The organism is Lelliottia nimipressuralis (assembly GCF_004402045.1).
In the GTDB taxonomy this organism is placed as follows: Bacteria; Pseudomonadota; Gammaproteobacteria; order Enterobacterales; family Enterobacteriaceae; genus Enterobacter; species Enterobacter chinensis.
On sequence record NZ_SOMG01000030.1, the window covers coordinates 352,088 to 366,300 of the forward strand.

A 14,213-nucleotide genomic window follows, 5' to 3' on the forward strand; every position below is an offset into this window, starting at 1 on the left:
ATCCTGAATGAAACAGAGGGGAGGTTTTGCCAGATCAATAATTCATGAAAAATTATCAGAGGAATAGCACCGTCGTGGTGACCGCGATAAACGCAATAAACAGCAGCACCATCACCGCTATCGCAAAGGTCGTGGAGTCCTGAACGTAGGTTTTTTCCTCCCCCTTCATTGGGCCAACAAGCATGATCCAGATGAAGATAAAGGTTACTGAGGCAATCACGACTGAAACGAAAAACAAACTTTCTCTCAATTCATAACCTCAACGAGAACCTATCGGGCGCTGTATGGGGACGTGCTACGGTGAAAATATCTTGAAACGGAAGTGATTATACCAGACCAATAAATCACAAAAATTTATCAGTCTAGTCATCAACATGCGGAAAGTTATGCCACGTTGCGGGCATGCCCGGCAAGAACGGCCAGCGCTTCACCGTTTTCGATAGTGATGTATTTACCCTTAACGGCCAGCATACCGCTTTTCTGGAAACGGCCCAGCAGACGGCTGATGGTTTCCACGGTCAGGCCCAGGTAGTTACCGATATCGCCACGCGTCATGGTCAGACGGAACTCACGCGGCGAGAAGCCACGCTCGGCGAAGCGGCGGGAGAGGTTGTAGATAAACGCAGCCAGGCGCTCTTCTGCATTCTTTTTGGAAAGCAGCAGAATCATGTCCTGATCGCCTTTGATCTCACCGCTCATCAGACGCATCATCTGCTGGCGCAGGTTAGGCATCTTACCGGACAGATCGTCCAGGGTTTCAAACGGGATTTCGCAAACCATCGAGGTTTCGAGTGCCTGAGCAAAGCTCGGGTGATGGCCTGTGCCGATGGCATCAAAGCCCACGAGGTCGCCCGCCAGATGGAAGCCGGTGATCTGCTCATCACCTTGTTCGGTGATGGTGTAGCTCTTGATGGTGCCAGAACGGATAGCATAGAGCGATTTCAGTTCGTCTCCCGCTTTAAACAGCGTCTGCCCTTTCTGAATAGGCTTTTTGCGCTCGATGATGTTATCAAGCTGATCGAGTTCATGCTCATTCAGGGTAAACGGGATACAGAGCTGGCTGATGCTGCAATCCTGGCAATGGATAGCACAACCGCCAGACTGAATGCGTCGTATAATTCGCTTTTCCGGGATCATAGGTTTGCTCAAGCCTTAATTGATATTGGTCAATTTTAACATCTTTTTGGTAAGTACGTAAGCCTGACAAACCGTCAATAAGGACAAGTGACGGCAACGTGTCGCCATCTTCTTGAAATTCCACAGCTTGATTATGGATTTTTAGCCTAACCGGAAGAAAATTAAGCACAAAAAGCCTGGGAACTAGAGCAACAGATACCCTTCATGACGCAGTAACCACTCTTTTCGCTGCACCCCTCCGGCATAGCCGGTCAGGGTACCGTTGCGGCCAATCACGCGATGGCAGGGCACCACGATGCTGACCGGGTTGGAGCCGTTTGCGGCGCCCACTGCACGTGCGGCTCCTGCGCGACCTAGCTGTTCCGCGAGCTGCCCATAATGCATGACCTGTCCGCAGGGAATGGACCGCAGCGCCTGCCACACTTCGCGCTGAAAAGGCGTGCCTGCCGTGGCGGTTGGCAGGGTGTCAATGATGCTGAGATCGCCTTCGAAGTAGGCCGCCAGCTTGTCGCTCAGTCCGCCCGGGTTGGTGGCGCGGATGCGTTCATACCCCTGTGAGCGGTAATGAATATCGAGCAGTTCTTCCATGCGGTTGCTGTGCTCTTCCCACTCAACGGCGCGCAGACAAAACTGCTCGTCCGCGATCACCCACAGCGGCCCAAGCGGCGTCGTAATCTTATCTTCGAGTAATCTCAGCATCCTCATTCCTTTAGTTCAGCCTCGGGGTGATCCCCGGCCCAATCGGCAGGCCGACAAGATACCATGCGACCAGCATCACCAGCCATACCCCTAAAAAGATAAGCGGGTAGGGTAAAACCAGCGAATAGTAGGTACCCAGTTTGGCCTCGGGTTTATAGCGCTGCAGGAAGCCTAAAAACAGCGGAACAAACGGTGAAACCGGCGCCAGCGGAATGACCGAGGAGTCCGCGATGCGGAACAGGATCTGCGCGAAGGCCGGGTGGAACCCAAGCATCATAAACATCGGCACGAAAATCGGGGCCAGAATCGACCAGATGGCGGAGCCGCTGGCGATAAACATGCACAGCAGAGATGACAGCAGCGCCAGGCCGACAAACGCCGGCACACCGCTTAACCCGGCGGCCTCCAGCGCGTCGGTCAGGCCAACGGCCATAAACTTGCCCATGTTGCTCCAGTTAAACATGGCAACGAATTGCGCCAGCGGGAACACCATCACAATAAAGCCCGCCATCTCTTTCATCGGCTCGATCATCAGCTGCGGCAGATCGCCCTGGCGGCGGATTTTGCCAGTGGCGATACCGTAGGCGAGCGAAACGACAAAGAAAAACAGAATAATCAGCGGCACAATGCCCTGGATAAACGGCGAGGGCAGGACGGTATGTTTAACCGGATCGCGCAATATCCCGTTTTCCGGCACCACCATCAGCGCCACCAGCGCGATAAAGGCCAGCGAGATGACGCCGGCCACGCGCAGGCCGAAGCGCTGCTCTTTGCTTAGCGTCTCGAGCTTTTCATCGCTACGGCCTTCCCATTTACCGAGGCGCGGCTCGATGATCTTATCGGTAATCAGCCCGCCAACAATCGTCAGGACAATCACCGAGCTGGCCATAAAGTACCAGTTGTCGATTACGCTGACGTGCATTGCCGCATCGATGGTTTTCGCCGCTTCCGTGCTGATGCCGGACAGCAGGACATCGGTGGTCACAATCAGCAGATTGGCGGTAAAACCGCACCCGACGCCGGCAATTGCCGACAGCAGGCCTGCCACGGGGTGACGCCCGACGGCGAGGAAGATCAGCGCCCCCATCGGCGGCATGATCACCAGCGCGGCGTCGGAGGAGATATGGCTGAAGAAGGCGATAAATAGCACCATGTAACTGGCGTAACGCGCGCTGACGTGAGAGGCCATTTTCACCATCAGGGCTGGTAACAGGCCCACGCGCTCGGCGAGCCCGGCCCCCAGCACCAGCGCCAGAATGGCACCCAGCGGGGCGAAACCGCTGAAGTTTTTAATCACATTGGGTAAAAACCAGTGCAGCCCTTCAATGCTTAGCAGGTTTTTCACCGCCACCAGGCTGCCGTCAGCCGGGCTGCGCACGCTAACGTCAAAGGCGGAGAGCGCGGCGGTAGCGACCATCAAAATCACAATCAGATAGATAAAAAGCAGGAAAGGGTGCGGCACTTTATTGCCGATCCTTTCAACCCAGCCATAGAGCTTACCGGATGGGGAATGCGAAGGTATGGATGACATACTCATGGGCGTTCCTCGGGAGTGTTGTGTTGTTGTGTTGTGTTTTTTTATTTTAAAGGTGACGGTGTCACGCCCTGTGGGATAGGACACACGTACGGTTTTTCTTGTATTTGTTGTTCAAACTCTTCACGGCATTTTTTCAGCAGCGCTGCGTCCTGCAGCAGATTGAGCGCGGTTGCGCCCATGACTTTCCCGGCCAGCAGCATACCGTTGTGGGCAATGGAGGTTCGCCCCTGCGCCACCAGCTGCCAGGTGTGCAGCGGCGTGCCGACGGTAAAGCAGGGGCTGAAGCACTGGGCAACCGGCATTTTCCAGCTGACGTCACCCACGTCCGTTGAGCCCGCCAGCACGTTGTCGGTAATGGCATATGGGGCTATTTCATCCACCAGCAGCGTCTCCTGATGACGACGGGCAAAGGCTTTCCCCGCTTCACCTCCCGTAGCGGCAATATTTTTGAGGCTGTTTTGCAGATCGTTTGGCGTCAGCGTGGCGCGGATCTCGCGGGCAAAGTCGCGTTCTTCCTCCGTCCAGGCCGGCGTGCCGTAGTGTTGCAGGGCGCGATACATTGCCGCCTCAAGCGTGCGGTTCGGCAGGTAGCTGGAGCAGGCTTTGTCAAAGCGGCACTCGACGGTGGTTTCGGTCATCATTGCCGCGCCCTGGGCGATTTTCTCGATACGCTCGTAAATTTGCTGCGCATCGGCCATCTCCGGGGCGCGGATCAGGTACAACACCTCGGCCTGCGCTTGCACCACGTTGGGCGAAATTCCGCCGGTATCGGTAATGGCATAATGGACGCGCGCCTTCTCAATGACGTGTTCGTTGAGGAAGTTGGTGCCGGTGGTCATCAGCGTTACGGCATCCAGCGCGCTGCGCCCCAGGTGGGGAGAGTTGGCCGCATGAGCCGCCACGCCGTGAAAGCGCCACGCGGCCTGGATGTTAGCCAGCGTGCTGACGTTAAACATGCCGGCAAAGGCTTCCGGGTGCCAGGTGACGGCGGCATCGACGTCGTCAAACAGGCCTTCGCGCACCATAAAGGTTTTCCCGGAGCCGCCTTCTTCACCGGGACAGCCGTAAAAACGCACCGTCCCGCTGCCGCCGTGCTGCTCCAGCCAGCTTTTTACCGCCACCGCGCCCGCAAGCGCCGCGGTGCCTAAGAGGTTATGCCCGCAACCGTGGCCGTTAGCCCCCGGCGTGGCGGATTGCGCCGTTGCGCAGTGTGCCTGCTGGCTTAACCCTGCCAGCGCATCGTATTCACCGAGCAGGGCGATAACCGGTTTCCCGCTGCCGAAGCTGGCGATAAAGGCGTTGGGAATGCCGCCCGCTTCGCGCGTGAGCGTGAAACCTTCGGCTTCCAGCGCGCTGGCGAGCCGTTCGGCGGACCAGAACTCTTCAAAGCGGGTTTCAGGACGATCCCAGATCTCATCGGCAATATCGCTTAACGTGCGACATCGCGTGTCGATCGCATCGGCAATAAAAGCGTAGTTGTCCTGCATTAAACACCTCGCGTCCACGGGAAATTGAGCGCAGTCCGCGCCAGCGTTTCGATGGCGATAGTCATGACCTGCTCATCGAAGTCGAATTTTTCGTTGTGATGTCCGGCGCTCAAATCTGTGCCAAACACCATATACGACGCCATGCCGCCGTTCTGCTGCACGCGGGCCATCATCAGCGTGGCGTCTTCGGAACCGGCCGGGGCTTTCACCTTATCGATCGCGTGAACAACCCCGGAAACCTGACTGGCCTGTTCGCGCAGATAATCAACCCAGGCCGGTGTCGGCGAGCTGGCGGTGGCGGCACCCATCAGGCGCATCTCTGCCTTAACGCCGTAGAGTGCGGCCGCGCCGTTAATAACTGCCTGCGCGCGTTCAAAGACATACTGATTAATCGCTTCGCTTTCGCCGCGCGTTTCAACCTTCATCAGGGCATCGGCGGGCACCACGTTGCGCCCGCTGCCCGCCTGCAGTACGCCAACGTTCACCCGGGACGCCCCTTCGCTGTGCGGGGCGATGCTGTGCAAGGCGATGGCGGCCTGTGCGGCGGCGAGCAGGGCGTTACGCCCGTCCTCCGGTTTACCGCCTGCGTGTGCGGCAACACCGGTAAAGCTCACGTCGAACTTGGTGGTCGCCATAAAGTTATCGCTGCCGCAGACCGTCGTCCCGGCAGGCACGCCGGTACCAATATGGATAGCCGTAAAATAGTCCACGTCGTCCAGCGCCCCGGCGGCAACCATGGCGCGCGCGCCGCGCGTCCCTTCTTCGGCTGGCTGGAAGATCAGCTTGATGGTCCCGCTGAGCTGCGCTTCCTTCTGCTTAAGTACCTGCGCCAGCCCCAGCCCAATCGTGGTGTGGCCGTCGTGTGCGCAGGCGTGCATCATGCCCGGATTGCATGAGGCAAAACCGTCGCGGAACGGGCGATGGCTCTCATCGAGCGCTTCGCTTAAATCAAGGGCATCCATGTCCACGCGAAACGCCAGGGTGGGGCCAGGGCGGCCGGTATTGAGGGTCGCCACGATGCCGGTAAACCCGCCTTCAAACGGCGCCAGCCATTTCTCAGGCGCACCTTGTGCGCGGGCGCGGTCAAACTCTCGCGAAAGGGTGGCATCGTCGGGCAGCCCCATACGGCTCTCGGCATCCACCACGTCGCGGCCCATCGCCAGTTCGTAACCCAGCGAGTCCAGGACTTCCGCAACTTTCGCTGCGGTACGAAACTCTACCCAGCCGGATTCCGCAAAATGGTGAAAATCGCGACGCCATGCGCTCAGCTGCGGGGCTAACGTCTGGATGTACTGCGCCAGTGTGTCCATATCTGTTCCTGTCATCATTAAAATATGTGAACTGCTTCACGCTGTGATAGTTTTTACTTATCACTAACCGATTTTTCACAGTTTTAACCGTTCAGGAATTACCCTCGCACATCCCTTTCCATTAAAGTAGATGACAGTTTCTTTACTCTGATAAACAACGGTTATCGGTCGGGCTATGTCATTTCAGATTAAATTTCATCAAATCCGGGCGTTCGTTGAAGTCGCGCGTCAGGGCAGCATTCGCGGTGCCAGCAGGACGCTGAATCTTTCGCAGCCGGCGCTGACCAAATCCATTAAAGAGCTGGAGGAGGGCATGGCGGCGCAGCTTTTCGTGCGCAGGAGCAAGGGCGTCGCGTTAACCGAATGCGGTGAGGGCTTTTACCAGCGCGCGAGGTTGATTCTGGAAGAGTTGCGCGCGGCGCAGGATGATATCCGTCAGCGGCAGGGTGAACTGGCCGGGCAGATCAATATCGGGATGGGAGCCAGCGTTTCACGAAGCCTGATGCCTGCCGTTATCACTCGCTTTCATGCGCAACATCCGCAGGTCAAGGTGCGGATTATGGAAGGGCAGCTGGTGTCGATGATCAATGAATTACGCCAGGGTGAGCTGGATTTCACCATCAACACCTATTATCAGGGGCCTTATGACCACGAGTTTACGTTTGAAAAACTCTTCGAAAAGCCGTTTGCGGTATTTTGCCGAGAAGGGCACCCGGCAACGGGGGCAACCTCTATTAATGAACTGCTGCATTATAACTGGACAATGCCGACGCCACGGGGAAGTTATTATAAGCAACTGGAAGAGGTATTTAGTCATCGCTCGCAAATACCGCGAATAGGCGTTGTCTGCGAAACCTTTTCCTCCTGTATTAGCCTGGTCGCGCAAAGCGATTTTTTAAGCATATTACCGCAGGAGTTGGGCTGTGACCCGCTGCTGGCGCACCGACTGGTCATGCTGCCAGTTGTCGAATCGCTTCCAAAAGCAGCATATTATTTAATTCAGCGACGTGATTCACGTCAGACGCCCCTTGCCGAATCATTAATTACGCAATTCAGAAGGGAAGCGAGGAAAATAGTTGTGGCGTGAAAATCCGATCATAAAAAACAGGGTCTGCCCGACATCTGACAGACCCTCCAGTACACACAGCAGTGCGTCCTTTCGCCAATCCTGAGTATTATTTCCATGAAGCAGGTTTATTTAGGTATAACACCTTTCCCGAAAAATGGAAGGGTATTGAGTATTTGATTTTACGAAAATTTAACACAAATCACTTATTTTACCTTTGCTGAAATTTTAGTTAAGTGATGTTTAAGTTCACTTTATAAATACTATATATATTCATCGGGTTAATATTTATGGCGCACGACGGCGTATAGCGGCGATTGAGGCCGGCCTCAGGCGCAGGTATAGTACCGTCCTCAGTTGTAGCCGGAGGATGTCCATGAACCCTGACGACAAATCATTTTTTCTTGACGCCATGGAAGATGTCCAGCCCCTGAAGCGCTGCGCGGATATTCACTGGCAGCCGAGCCGCAATACCCGGGCGCGTGAGGAGGTGGATAATGAACAGCTGGATAACTTCCTGACGCTGGATTTTCTTGACCTTCTGCCCCTCGAAGAGCCGCTGGCGTTCAGGCGCGAAGGAGTACAACAGGGCGTTATTGATAAGCTGCGCTCGGGCAAATACGCCCGCCAGGCCAGCTTAAACCTCCTGCGCCAGCCCGCCGAACGCTGCCGCCAGATGCTCTTTTCTTTCATTCGTCAGGCCGGGCGCGACGGGTTACGCAACCTGATTATCATTCACGGGAAAGGACGCGAGCAGAACTCACATCCTAACGTGGTGCGCAGCTATCTGGCGCGCTGGTTAACCGAGTTTGAGGAAGTGCAGGCTTTTTGCGTGGCGCTGCCGCATCACGGTGGCAGCGGGGCATGCTATGTCTCGCTGCGCAAATCCGATGAAGCGAAACAGGATAACTGGGAGCGGCACGCCAAGCGCAGCCGCTAGCGGGCGATATCCTCGCCCGCCTGAAACTCAGAACGTTTCCCAGTTGCTGTCGGTAGAGGCGGTTGTCGTTGCCGGGCGCAACAGCTGTGGCGTTTTCACATTGGCCGGGCGTGGGGCTACCGCTTTTTCTTTTCCGTTCAGACGAAACGCGGCCACTGCCTGGCGCAGCTGTTCTGACTGATCTTCCAGTGCCGCGGCCGCCGTGGCGGACTCCTGCACCAGCGCGGCGTTTTGCTGCGTCACGCTGTCCATTTGCGAAACGGCCAGGCTCACCTGTTCAATGCCGCGGCTCTGCTCGTCAGAGGCTGATGAAATCTCGCCCATAATGTCGGTAACGCGGGTGACGGCGGCGACGATTTCCTTCATGGTGGTGCCAGCCTCGCTAACCTGCTCAGAGCCGGTACTCACGCGGCTGACAGAGTTCTCTATCAGTCCTTTGATCTCTTTCGCCGCCTGTGCGCTGCGGCTCGCCAGCGTACGGACTTCTCCCGCAACCACCGCAAATCCACGACCCTGTTCCCCGGCGCGTGCGGCTTCCACCGCCGCGTTAAGCGCCAGGATGTTCGTCTGGAACGCGATGCTATCAATCACGCCGGTAATATGCGCAATTTGCTGCGAGCTGTCGGCGATTTCGGTCATGGTTCTCACCACGTTATCCACCACGTGGCCGCCGCGCGCAGCGGTTTCAGAGGCGTTCTTCGCCAGCAGCGTAGCCTGACGGGCGTTATCGGAGTTCTGCTTAACCGTCGCCGTCAGCTCTTCCATGCTGGCGGCGGTCTCTTCAAGCGAGGCCGCCTGCTGCTCGGTGCGGGCGGAAAGATCGTTGCTCCCTGCGGCAATTTCGCCTGCGCCGGTGTAGATGGAATCTGTACTTCCGCGTACGGCGCTGACGGTGGTCACCAGCGACTGCTGCATCTCATGCAGGCCAGCGGCCAGCTGACCCATCTCATTGCGGCCGGAAAGCGCGATATCCTGCGTCAGATCGCCTCCTGCAATGGCGCGAATATGGTTCATAATGGTGTTGAGTGGTTTTAACAGCAGGTGTTGTAAACCCTGCCAGATAACCACCAGTACCGCGATAACGGCCAGCAGAATAGCGGCCAGCGTCCACTGCATCTGCGTGAAGCTGCTCTGGTTCTCTTCGGTGGCGGCCTTCAGCAGGGTGTTGTTTTCGGCGCGCCAGCGGTTATAGACCGCCTCCATATCGTCCTGAGCCTGCTGTGCGTCCAGATCGCCATAGGCCTGGTAGTTGTCGGCGCGCAGATACTCAATCGACAAACGCATCACTTCGTGCATCTGATTCCAGGATTTCTGCATCTCGTCGGTTAGGGCCGCATCCTGGCCCTTAACCTGCGGCAGTTTCTGCCACTCTTTGTTATAGGCTTCGGCTTTTGCCAGCGAGTCACCTGCGGTGCCAAGCAATTTATTGATTGCCGCAAGGGAAGCCGGGTCACGCTGGTTTTTCAGGTAGCGGATCGCCACACGGGTGACGGTGACGCGCGTTTTCACCAGCGTGTTCACGCTGTCGCTCAGGCTTTCCTGCTGGGCATTGAGTACGCCGGAGTTCTGGAAGTTATGGCGATCGTTGCTGACGGCAGAGTAGAACAACCCTCCCGTGACAACTTGTAACAGACAGAATATGGTGAGGGCAAAGATAATACCGGTAATCACGTGCAGATTTTTCAGCATGGCGGTCGTCCGTTAGAGAAGATGCAGGGGTACTTAATTACTATCGTCGTAGAGAATTTAAACTTTAATTAACTTGCGCTTAACTAAGGGCTCTTTGAAGGAACCTGTTGTAAACCCGGATCATTTTTATGAGGAAGGTCAACATGAGCAGCATTGATAAAAGCGGGACGTACGCGCTCGGAACGCGAACGGTTAAACGACTGGGCTATGGCGCGATGCAGCTGGCCGGGCCGGGCGTTTTTGGTCCTCCGAAGGATAAACAGGCCGCGCTGGACGTGTTACGCGAAGCTGTGGCAGCGGGGGTTAACCATATTGATACCAGTGATTTTTATGGCCCCCACGTGACGAACCAGCTGATCCGCGAGGCACTGCATCCTTACCGGGACGATCTGACGCTCGTCACCAAGATTGGTGCCCGTCGCGATAGCAAAGGCGCCTGGCTACCGGCGTTCTCCGCGCAGGAACTGACTCAGGCGGTGCATGACAACCTGCGTAATTTGCAGCTGGACGTGCTGGATGTGGTGAATCTGCGGATCATGTTTAGCGTGCACGGGCCGGCGGAAGGGTCGATTGCTGAACCGCTTTCCACCCTGGCAGAATTACAACAGCAGGGGCTGGTGCGTCATATTGGCCTGAGCAACGTCACGGCCACTCAGGTCGCGGAAGCGCAGAAGATGGTGCCGGTAGTGTGCGTGCAGAACATGTACAACATTGTGAACCGGGGCGACGACGCGCTGGTGGATCTGCTGGCGCAGCAGGGGGTGGCCTATGTGCCATTCTTCCCGCTGGGGGGCTTTACGCCACTGCAATCTTCCGGGCTACAGGCTGTTGCAGACTCACTGGGCGCGACGGCAATGCAGGTTGCGCTGGCATGGCTGCTGCAACGTTCCCCGAATATCCTGCTGATCCCAGGCACCTCTTCCGTGGCGCATCTGCGGCAAAACCTTGCGGCGGGCGAGCTGCGGTTACCGCCTGAGGCCCTGGAAACGCTGAATTCGCTGATGGACTGATCGTGACATACGCAAGGCCCGAAGGGCTTTGCGTGCTATATGATTTTATCTGACATTAAAGTCAATATTAAGTGATTCAATTTTTGTGAATTTACTTTTTTGCAAGTCACAAATAAGTCATTTGCTTGTGACTTTAAAGTGACTTGTGTTATGAGGGCTATTAACGCTAACCAGGAAGAACCCTGAGGCGAGTTCCGGACAGAGGATGCAGCTAAATTAAATCCGCTCAAACTTCAACGCGTTTGGGTTCGCTTCCGGAAATGACCTTGATCCCTGGCCATAATCCGTAATACTGTATTTATATACAGTATCTGGCGAGAAAGGCATTATGGACACTCTCTTTTCTTATCATCCAAACCAATGCATTGAATTACCTTTATTTTTAGAGCGTGTTGCCTGTGGTTTCCCCAGCCCGGCGCAGGATTATGTGGAAGATCGTCTCGATCTTAACCGGCTGGCAGTGAGACACCCCAGTGCGACCTATTTTATCAAGGTGAGCGGAGACTCCATGATTGGGGCGGGGATCGGCGACGGCGATCTGCTGGTGGTTGACCGTTCGTTAAACGCCGAACATGGGGATATCGTCGTCGCGTCGGTCGCCGGTGAGTTTACGGTGAAAGAGCTGCAGACCCGTCCGGTTCTGAGACTTATGCCACATAATGCCCGCTATCAGCCGATTACCTTTCAGTCCGAAGAGGAGCTGCAAATCTTCGGTGTCGTCACCCACACCCTCAAAACGCATAAACATGTTCGCGCTGGTTGATGTGAACAGCTTCTATGCCTCCTGCGAGAAGGTGTTCCGCCCCGATCTACAGGGGAAGCCCATCGTGGTGGTTTCCAATAATGACGGCTGCATTATTTCCCTGTCGCGGGAGGCAAAGCAGTTCGGCATAAAAATGGGTGAGCCGTATTTTAAGTTCAAAGAGAAGGGCTATCCGTCGCGGGTTTACGTCTTTAGCTCGAACTATGCGCTGTATGCCGATCTCAGCAGTCGAGTGATGCAGACGCTGACCGATCTCGCCCCGGCAATAGAGATTTACTCGATTGATGAGGCGTTCGTGAACGTATCAGGAGTCAATAACTGCATATCGCTGGAAGCGTTTGGTCACCAGATGCGCACGCAGGTCTTTAAAAATACGGGCTTAACCGTTGGCGTCGGTATTGCCCCGACAAAAACGCTGGCGAAGCTGGCTAACTATGCGGCGAAGCGGTGGGCCGGCACCGGCGGCGTGGTCGATCTCTCTGATCGGGAGCGGCAGCGTAAGCTGCTGGCAAAGGTTGCGGTAGAGGAGGTGTGGGGCGTAGGGCGGCGCATCACGAAAAAGCTTAACGCGATGGGGGTTACCACGGCGCTGGATCTGGCGGAAGCGTCTTCCTGGGTCATTCGCAAACATTTTAACGTGGTGCTGGAACGCACGGCGCGCGAGCTTCGCGGTGAGCCCTGCCTTGACCTGGAAGAGTTCACCCCCACGAAGCAGCAAATTATCTGTAGCCGTTCGTTTGGACACCGTATTACCCAATATGAAGAGATGCATCAGGCGATTTGCGCCTACGCGGAGCGGGCAGCAGAAAAACTGCGCGGCGAGCATCAATATTGCCGTTTTATCAGCGTGTTTGTGCGCACCAGCCCGCATGCGGACAACGAAATTTATTACGGCAATCAGGCTTCGGTCACCCTGATGACGCCCACCAATGACTCGCGGGATATCATCCGTGCCGCCACGGAGGCGCTGGGGCGCATATGGCGCGACGGGTATCGCTATATGAAAGCCGGGGTGATGCTGGCGGACTTTTTCAGCAGCGGCGTCGCCCAGCTGAACCTGTTTGACGATAATCGTCTGCGCGCCAACAGCGCGGCGCTGATGGAGATAATCGACAGTTTAAATCATTCCGGTAAAGGGAAGGTGTGGTTTGCCGGGCAGGGTATTGAGAAATCCTGGGCGATGAAGCGTGAGATGCTGTCACCGGCCTATACGACGCGGTACGCGGATTTACCGGTGGCGAGGTAGAGGATGGTTGCGTTATTTCTTTTGCGTCAACCAGGTTGCCGCAGCCGTCAGTACGCCGATCAACGGCATTTCGCCCGCCCCGGCCAGGAAGTTATGGCGATCGATTTCATTATTTCTGCGGATATCAGCAAGGCGGGTCAGCGCCTCTTTTTCATCCGCGGCGCCGATCTCCTCAAACTGTTTTTCAAACCCCTGAGCGATGAGCTGAGCGGCCGAGTCGGTGTTTGCACTCTCGATCGCAATGAGGTTCGGGCCTTTTTGGAAAAAACGGTAATCCGGCATAGGTGCTCCAGATAGAGAAGAATACGGTGAAAATACTCTATTCCTTGCGGTTAAAAAACGCACGTGATTTACGGTGGAAACGATCGGTTTTTATTTATTATTTCAGGCAGTAATTGCTCAATCACGCCCACGACGCTCCGGACGCGTTGCGGAATAAAACGGGCGTCAGGATAGACGGCATAAAGGAAGCGATCGGGTAACCGCCAGGCGGATAATACCGGTACCAGCGTGCCGGCCTGTAGCGCGCGGGCCGCAAGAGGGCGCTGCATGCCGCCGATCCCAATGCCTGCCTCCAGCGCCTGCAGCAGCGCGTCGCTGGTATTGGCCCGGAAAACGGTGTTTACCTTCACATCGAGGGTGTCCTCCTCAGATATCAACTTCAGCGGAGCATCCGGCGGGATGCCGCTAAATCGTACGTGCGGCAGCGTCGCCAGCTCGCTGACGTCGTGCACCGCCTGAAAACCGGGGGCGGCAAACAGTGCGGTTTCAATACGCGCCAGCACGCGAGCCGCATGCGCCTGCGGGGGCTCGCTGCTCAGCCGTATCGCGACATCCACGCCCTCCGTCACCAGATCGGCAATGCGGTCATCAAGGGAAATCATCAGATGCAGTTCTGGATGCAGGCGTTGCAGCGCCAGTAAAGGGGGCAAAACAATCTGACCCAGGCCGCTTGGCAACTGGACACGCACGCTTCCCTGAAATTTGTGGTCAACGGGATTCAGCCGCCTTTCCGCTTCCCGCATGGCGTCCAGCAGCAGCTGCATGTCGCGCCGGTAACGTTCTCCCTGCTCGGTCAGCTTCATTGTGCGCGTTGTGCGATGCAGTAACACCACGCCGAGCTCTTGCTCAAGGGCGGCGATCTGCTGGCTAACGGCGGATTGTTTCATCCCGCTCTGGCGGGCGGCTGCCGAAAAGGAACCCGCCTGTGCAACGCAGAGAAAAGTGGAAATGGCGTTGAGCTTATTATTCATTTAATGGTTTTTCTGATAAGTGCCATCGGCTGTAAGGGATATCCGCTAAAAAAATAATATATGACACTGCGTCTGT

14 protein-coding genes are annotated in these 14,213 nt (G+C 56.1%); 5 read left to right on the forward strand and 9 right to left on the reverse strand.

Going from position 1 to position 14,213, the window contains the following annotated elements; all coding sequences use genetic code 11:
• Positions 1–55: 55 nt before the first annotated feature.
• The 6 genes from E3U32_RS19335 to E3U32_RS19360 form a co-directional block, all read right to left on the reverse strand.
• Positions 56–238 carry a hypothetical protein gene (locus E3U32_RS19335; protein WP_014883604.1) on the reverse strand — a complete coding sequence of 61 codons (183 nt, stop codon included), beginning with the start codon at positions 236–238 and terminating at the stop codon, positions 56–58.
• Between the two features lie 146 nt (positions 239–384).
• Entirely contained in the window at positions 385–1,137 is a 753-nt protein-coding gene (gene fnr, locus E3U32_RS19340) for a fumarate/nitrate reduction transcriptional regulator Fnr (protein WP_006174991.1), read from the reverse strand.
• A gap of 183 nt (positions 1,138–1,320) precedes the next feature.
• A complete protein-coding gene (ogt, locus tag E3U32_RS19345) occupies positions 1,321–1,836 on the reverse strand; it encodes a methylated-DNA--[protein]-cysteine S-methyltransferase (RefSeq protein WP_134350054.1) in 516 nt (171 codons plus the stop codon).
• A gap of 10 nt (positions 1,837–1,846) precedes the next feature.
• The gene (gene abgT, locus E3U32_RS19350) at positions 1,847–3,373 is read right to left on the reverse strand and encodes a p-aminobenzoyl-glutamate transporter (RefSeq protein ID WP_134350055.1); all 1,527 of its coding nucleotides are present in this window, start codon (positions 3,371–3,373) and stop codon (positions 1,847–1,849) included.
• Between the two features lie 41 nt (positions 3,374–3,414).
• A complete protein-coding gene (locus E3U32_RS19355; RefSeq protein WP_134350056.1) occupies positions 3,415–4,860 on the reverse strand; it encodes a M20 family metallopeptidase in 1,446 nt (481 codons plus the stop codon).
• A complete protein-coding gene (locus E3U32_RS19360; protein WP_134350057.1) occupies positions 4,860–6,170 on the reverse strand; it encodes a M20 family metallo-hydrolase in 1,311 nt (436 codons plus the stop codon). The genes E3U32_RS19355 and E3U32_RS19360 overlap by 1 nt, the downstream gene beginning before the upstream one ends.
• Before the next feature lie 175 nt (positions 6,171–6,345).
• Between E3U32_RS19360 and E3U32_RS19365 the strand changes: the two genes are divergently transcribed.
• A complete protein-coding gene (locus E3U32_RS19365) occupies positions 6,346–7,257 on the forward strand; it encodes a LysR family transcriptional regulator (RefSeq protein ID WP_134350058.1) in 912 nt (303 codons plus the stop codon).
• Positions 7,258–7,612: 355 nt separating this feature from the next.
• Complete coding sequence (gene smrA / locus E3U32_RS19370; protein ID WP_134350059.1) at positions 7,613–8,176, forward strand: DNA endonuclease SmrA; 564 nt, start codon at positions 7,613–7,615, stop codon at positions 8,174–8,176.
• A 27-nt stretch (positions 8,177–8,203) separates the two neighbouring features.
• Here the strand turns inward: smrA and tcp are convergent, their stop codons facing one another.
• The gene (tcp, locus tag E3U32_RS19375; protein ID WP_134350060.1) at positions 8,204–9,865 is read right to left on the reverse strand and encodes a methyl-accepting chemotaxis citrate transducer; all 1,662 of its coding nucleotides are present in this window, start codon (positions 9,863–9,865) and stop codon (positions 8,204–8,206) included.
• Positions 9,866–10,008: 143 nt separating this feature from the next.
• Here tcp and E3U32_RS19380 point away from each other — a divergent pair, with 143 nt between their 5' ends.
• The 3 genes from E3U32_RS19380 (at position 10,009) to umuC (ending at position 12,884) form a co-directional block, all read left to right on the forward strand.
• Complete coding sequence (locus E3U32_RS19380; RefSeq protein ID WP_134350061.1) at positions 10,009–10,875, forward strand: aldo/keto reductase family oxidoreductase; 867 nt, start codon at positions 10,009–10,011, stop codon at positions 10,873–10,875.
• A 328-nt stretch (positions 10,876–11,203) separates the two neighbouring features.
• The gene (gene umuD / locus E3U32_RS19385) at positions 11,204–11,638 is read left to right on the forward strand and encodes a translesion error-prone DNA polymerase V autoproteolytic subunit (RefSeq protein WP_134350062.1); all 435 of its coding nucleotides are present in this window, start codon (positions 11,204–11,206) and stop codon (positions 11,636–11,638) included.
• Positions 11,622–12,884: a translesion error-prone DNA polymerase V subunit UmuC gene (umuC, locus tag E3U32_RS19390; protein ID WP_134350063.1), complete on the forward strand. Its 1,263-nt coding sequence runs from the start codon at positions 11,622–11,624 to the stop codon at positions 12,882–12,884. Before umuD ends, umuC begins: the two co-directional genes overlap by 17 nt.
• A gap of 12 nt (positions 12,885–12,896) precedes the next feature.
• On the opposite strand, the gene E3U32_RS19395 is transcribed toward umuC, so the two are convergent.
• The gene (locus E3U32_RS19395; RefSeq protein ID WP_134350064.1) at positions 12,897–13,166 is read right to left on the reverse strand and encodes a hypothetical protein; all 270 of its coding nucleotides are present in this window, start codon (positions 13,164–13,166) and stop codon (positions 12,897–12,899) included.
• Positions 13,167–13,234: 68 nt separating this feature from the next.
• Complete coding sequence (locus tag E3U32_RS19400; protein WP_134350065.1) at positions 13,235–14,137, reverse strand: LysR family transcriptional regulator; 903 nt, start codon at positions 14,135–14,137, stop codon at positions 13,235–13,237.
• Between the last annotated feature and the right edge of the window lie 76 nt (positions 14,138–14,213).

Coding starts and splice junctions, on each gene's coding strand:
- fnr (WP_006174991.1), bottom strand. CDS start 1,137: ATGATCCCGGAAAAGCGAATTATACGACGCATTCAGTCTGGCGGTTGT.
- ogt (WP_134350054.1), bottom strand. CDS start 1,836: ATGCTGAGATTACTCGAAGATAAGATTACGACGCCGCTTGGGCCGCTG.
- abgT (WP_134350055.1), bottom strand. CDS start 3,373: ATGAGTATGTCATCCATACCTTCGCATTCCCCATCCGGTAAGCTCTAT.
- E3U32_RS19355 (WP_134350056.1), bottom strand. CDS start 4,860: ATGCAGGACAACTACGCTTTTATTGCCGATGCGATCGACACGCGATGT.
- E3U32_RS19360 (WP_134350057.1), bottom strand. CDS start 6,170: ATGGACACACTGGCGCAGTACATCCAGACGTTAGCCCCGCAGCTGAGC.
- E3U32_RS19365 (WP_134350058.1), top strand. CDS start 6,346: ATGTCATTTCAGATTAAATTTCATCAAATCCGGGCGTTCGTTGAAGTC.
- smrA (WP_134350059.1), top strand. CDS start 7,613: ATGAACCCTGACGACAAATCATTTTTTCTTGACGCCATGGAAGATGTC.
- tcp (WP_134350060.1), bottom strand. CDS start 9,865: ATGCTGAAAAATCTGCACGTGATTACCGGTATTATCTTTGCCCTCACC.
- E3U32_RS19380 (WP_134350061.1), top strand. CDS start 10,009: ATGAGCAGCATTGATAAAAGCGGGACGTACGCGCTCGGAACGCGAACG.
- umuD (WP_134350062.1), top strand. CDS start 11,204: ATGGACACTCTCTTTTCTTATCATCCAAACCAATGCATTGAATTACCT.
- umuC (WP_134350063.1), top strand. CDS start 11,622: ATGTTCGCGCTGGTTGATGTGAACAGCTTCTATGCCTCCTGCGAGAAG.
- E3U32_RS19395 (WP_134350064.1), bottom strand. CDS start 13,166: ATGCCGGATTACCGTTTTTTCCAAAAAGGCCCGAACCTCATTGCGATC.
- E3U32_RS19400 (WP_134350065.1), bottom strand. CDS start 14,137: ATGAATAATAAGCTCAACGCCATTTCCACTTTTCTCTGCGTTGCACAG.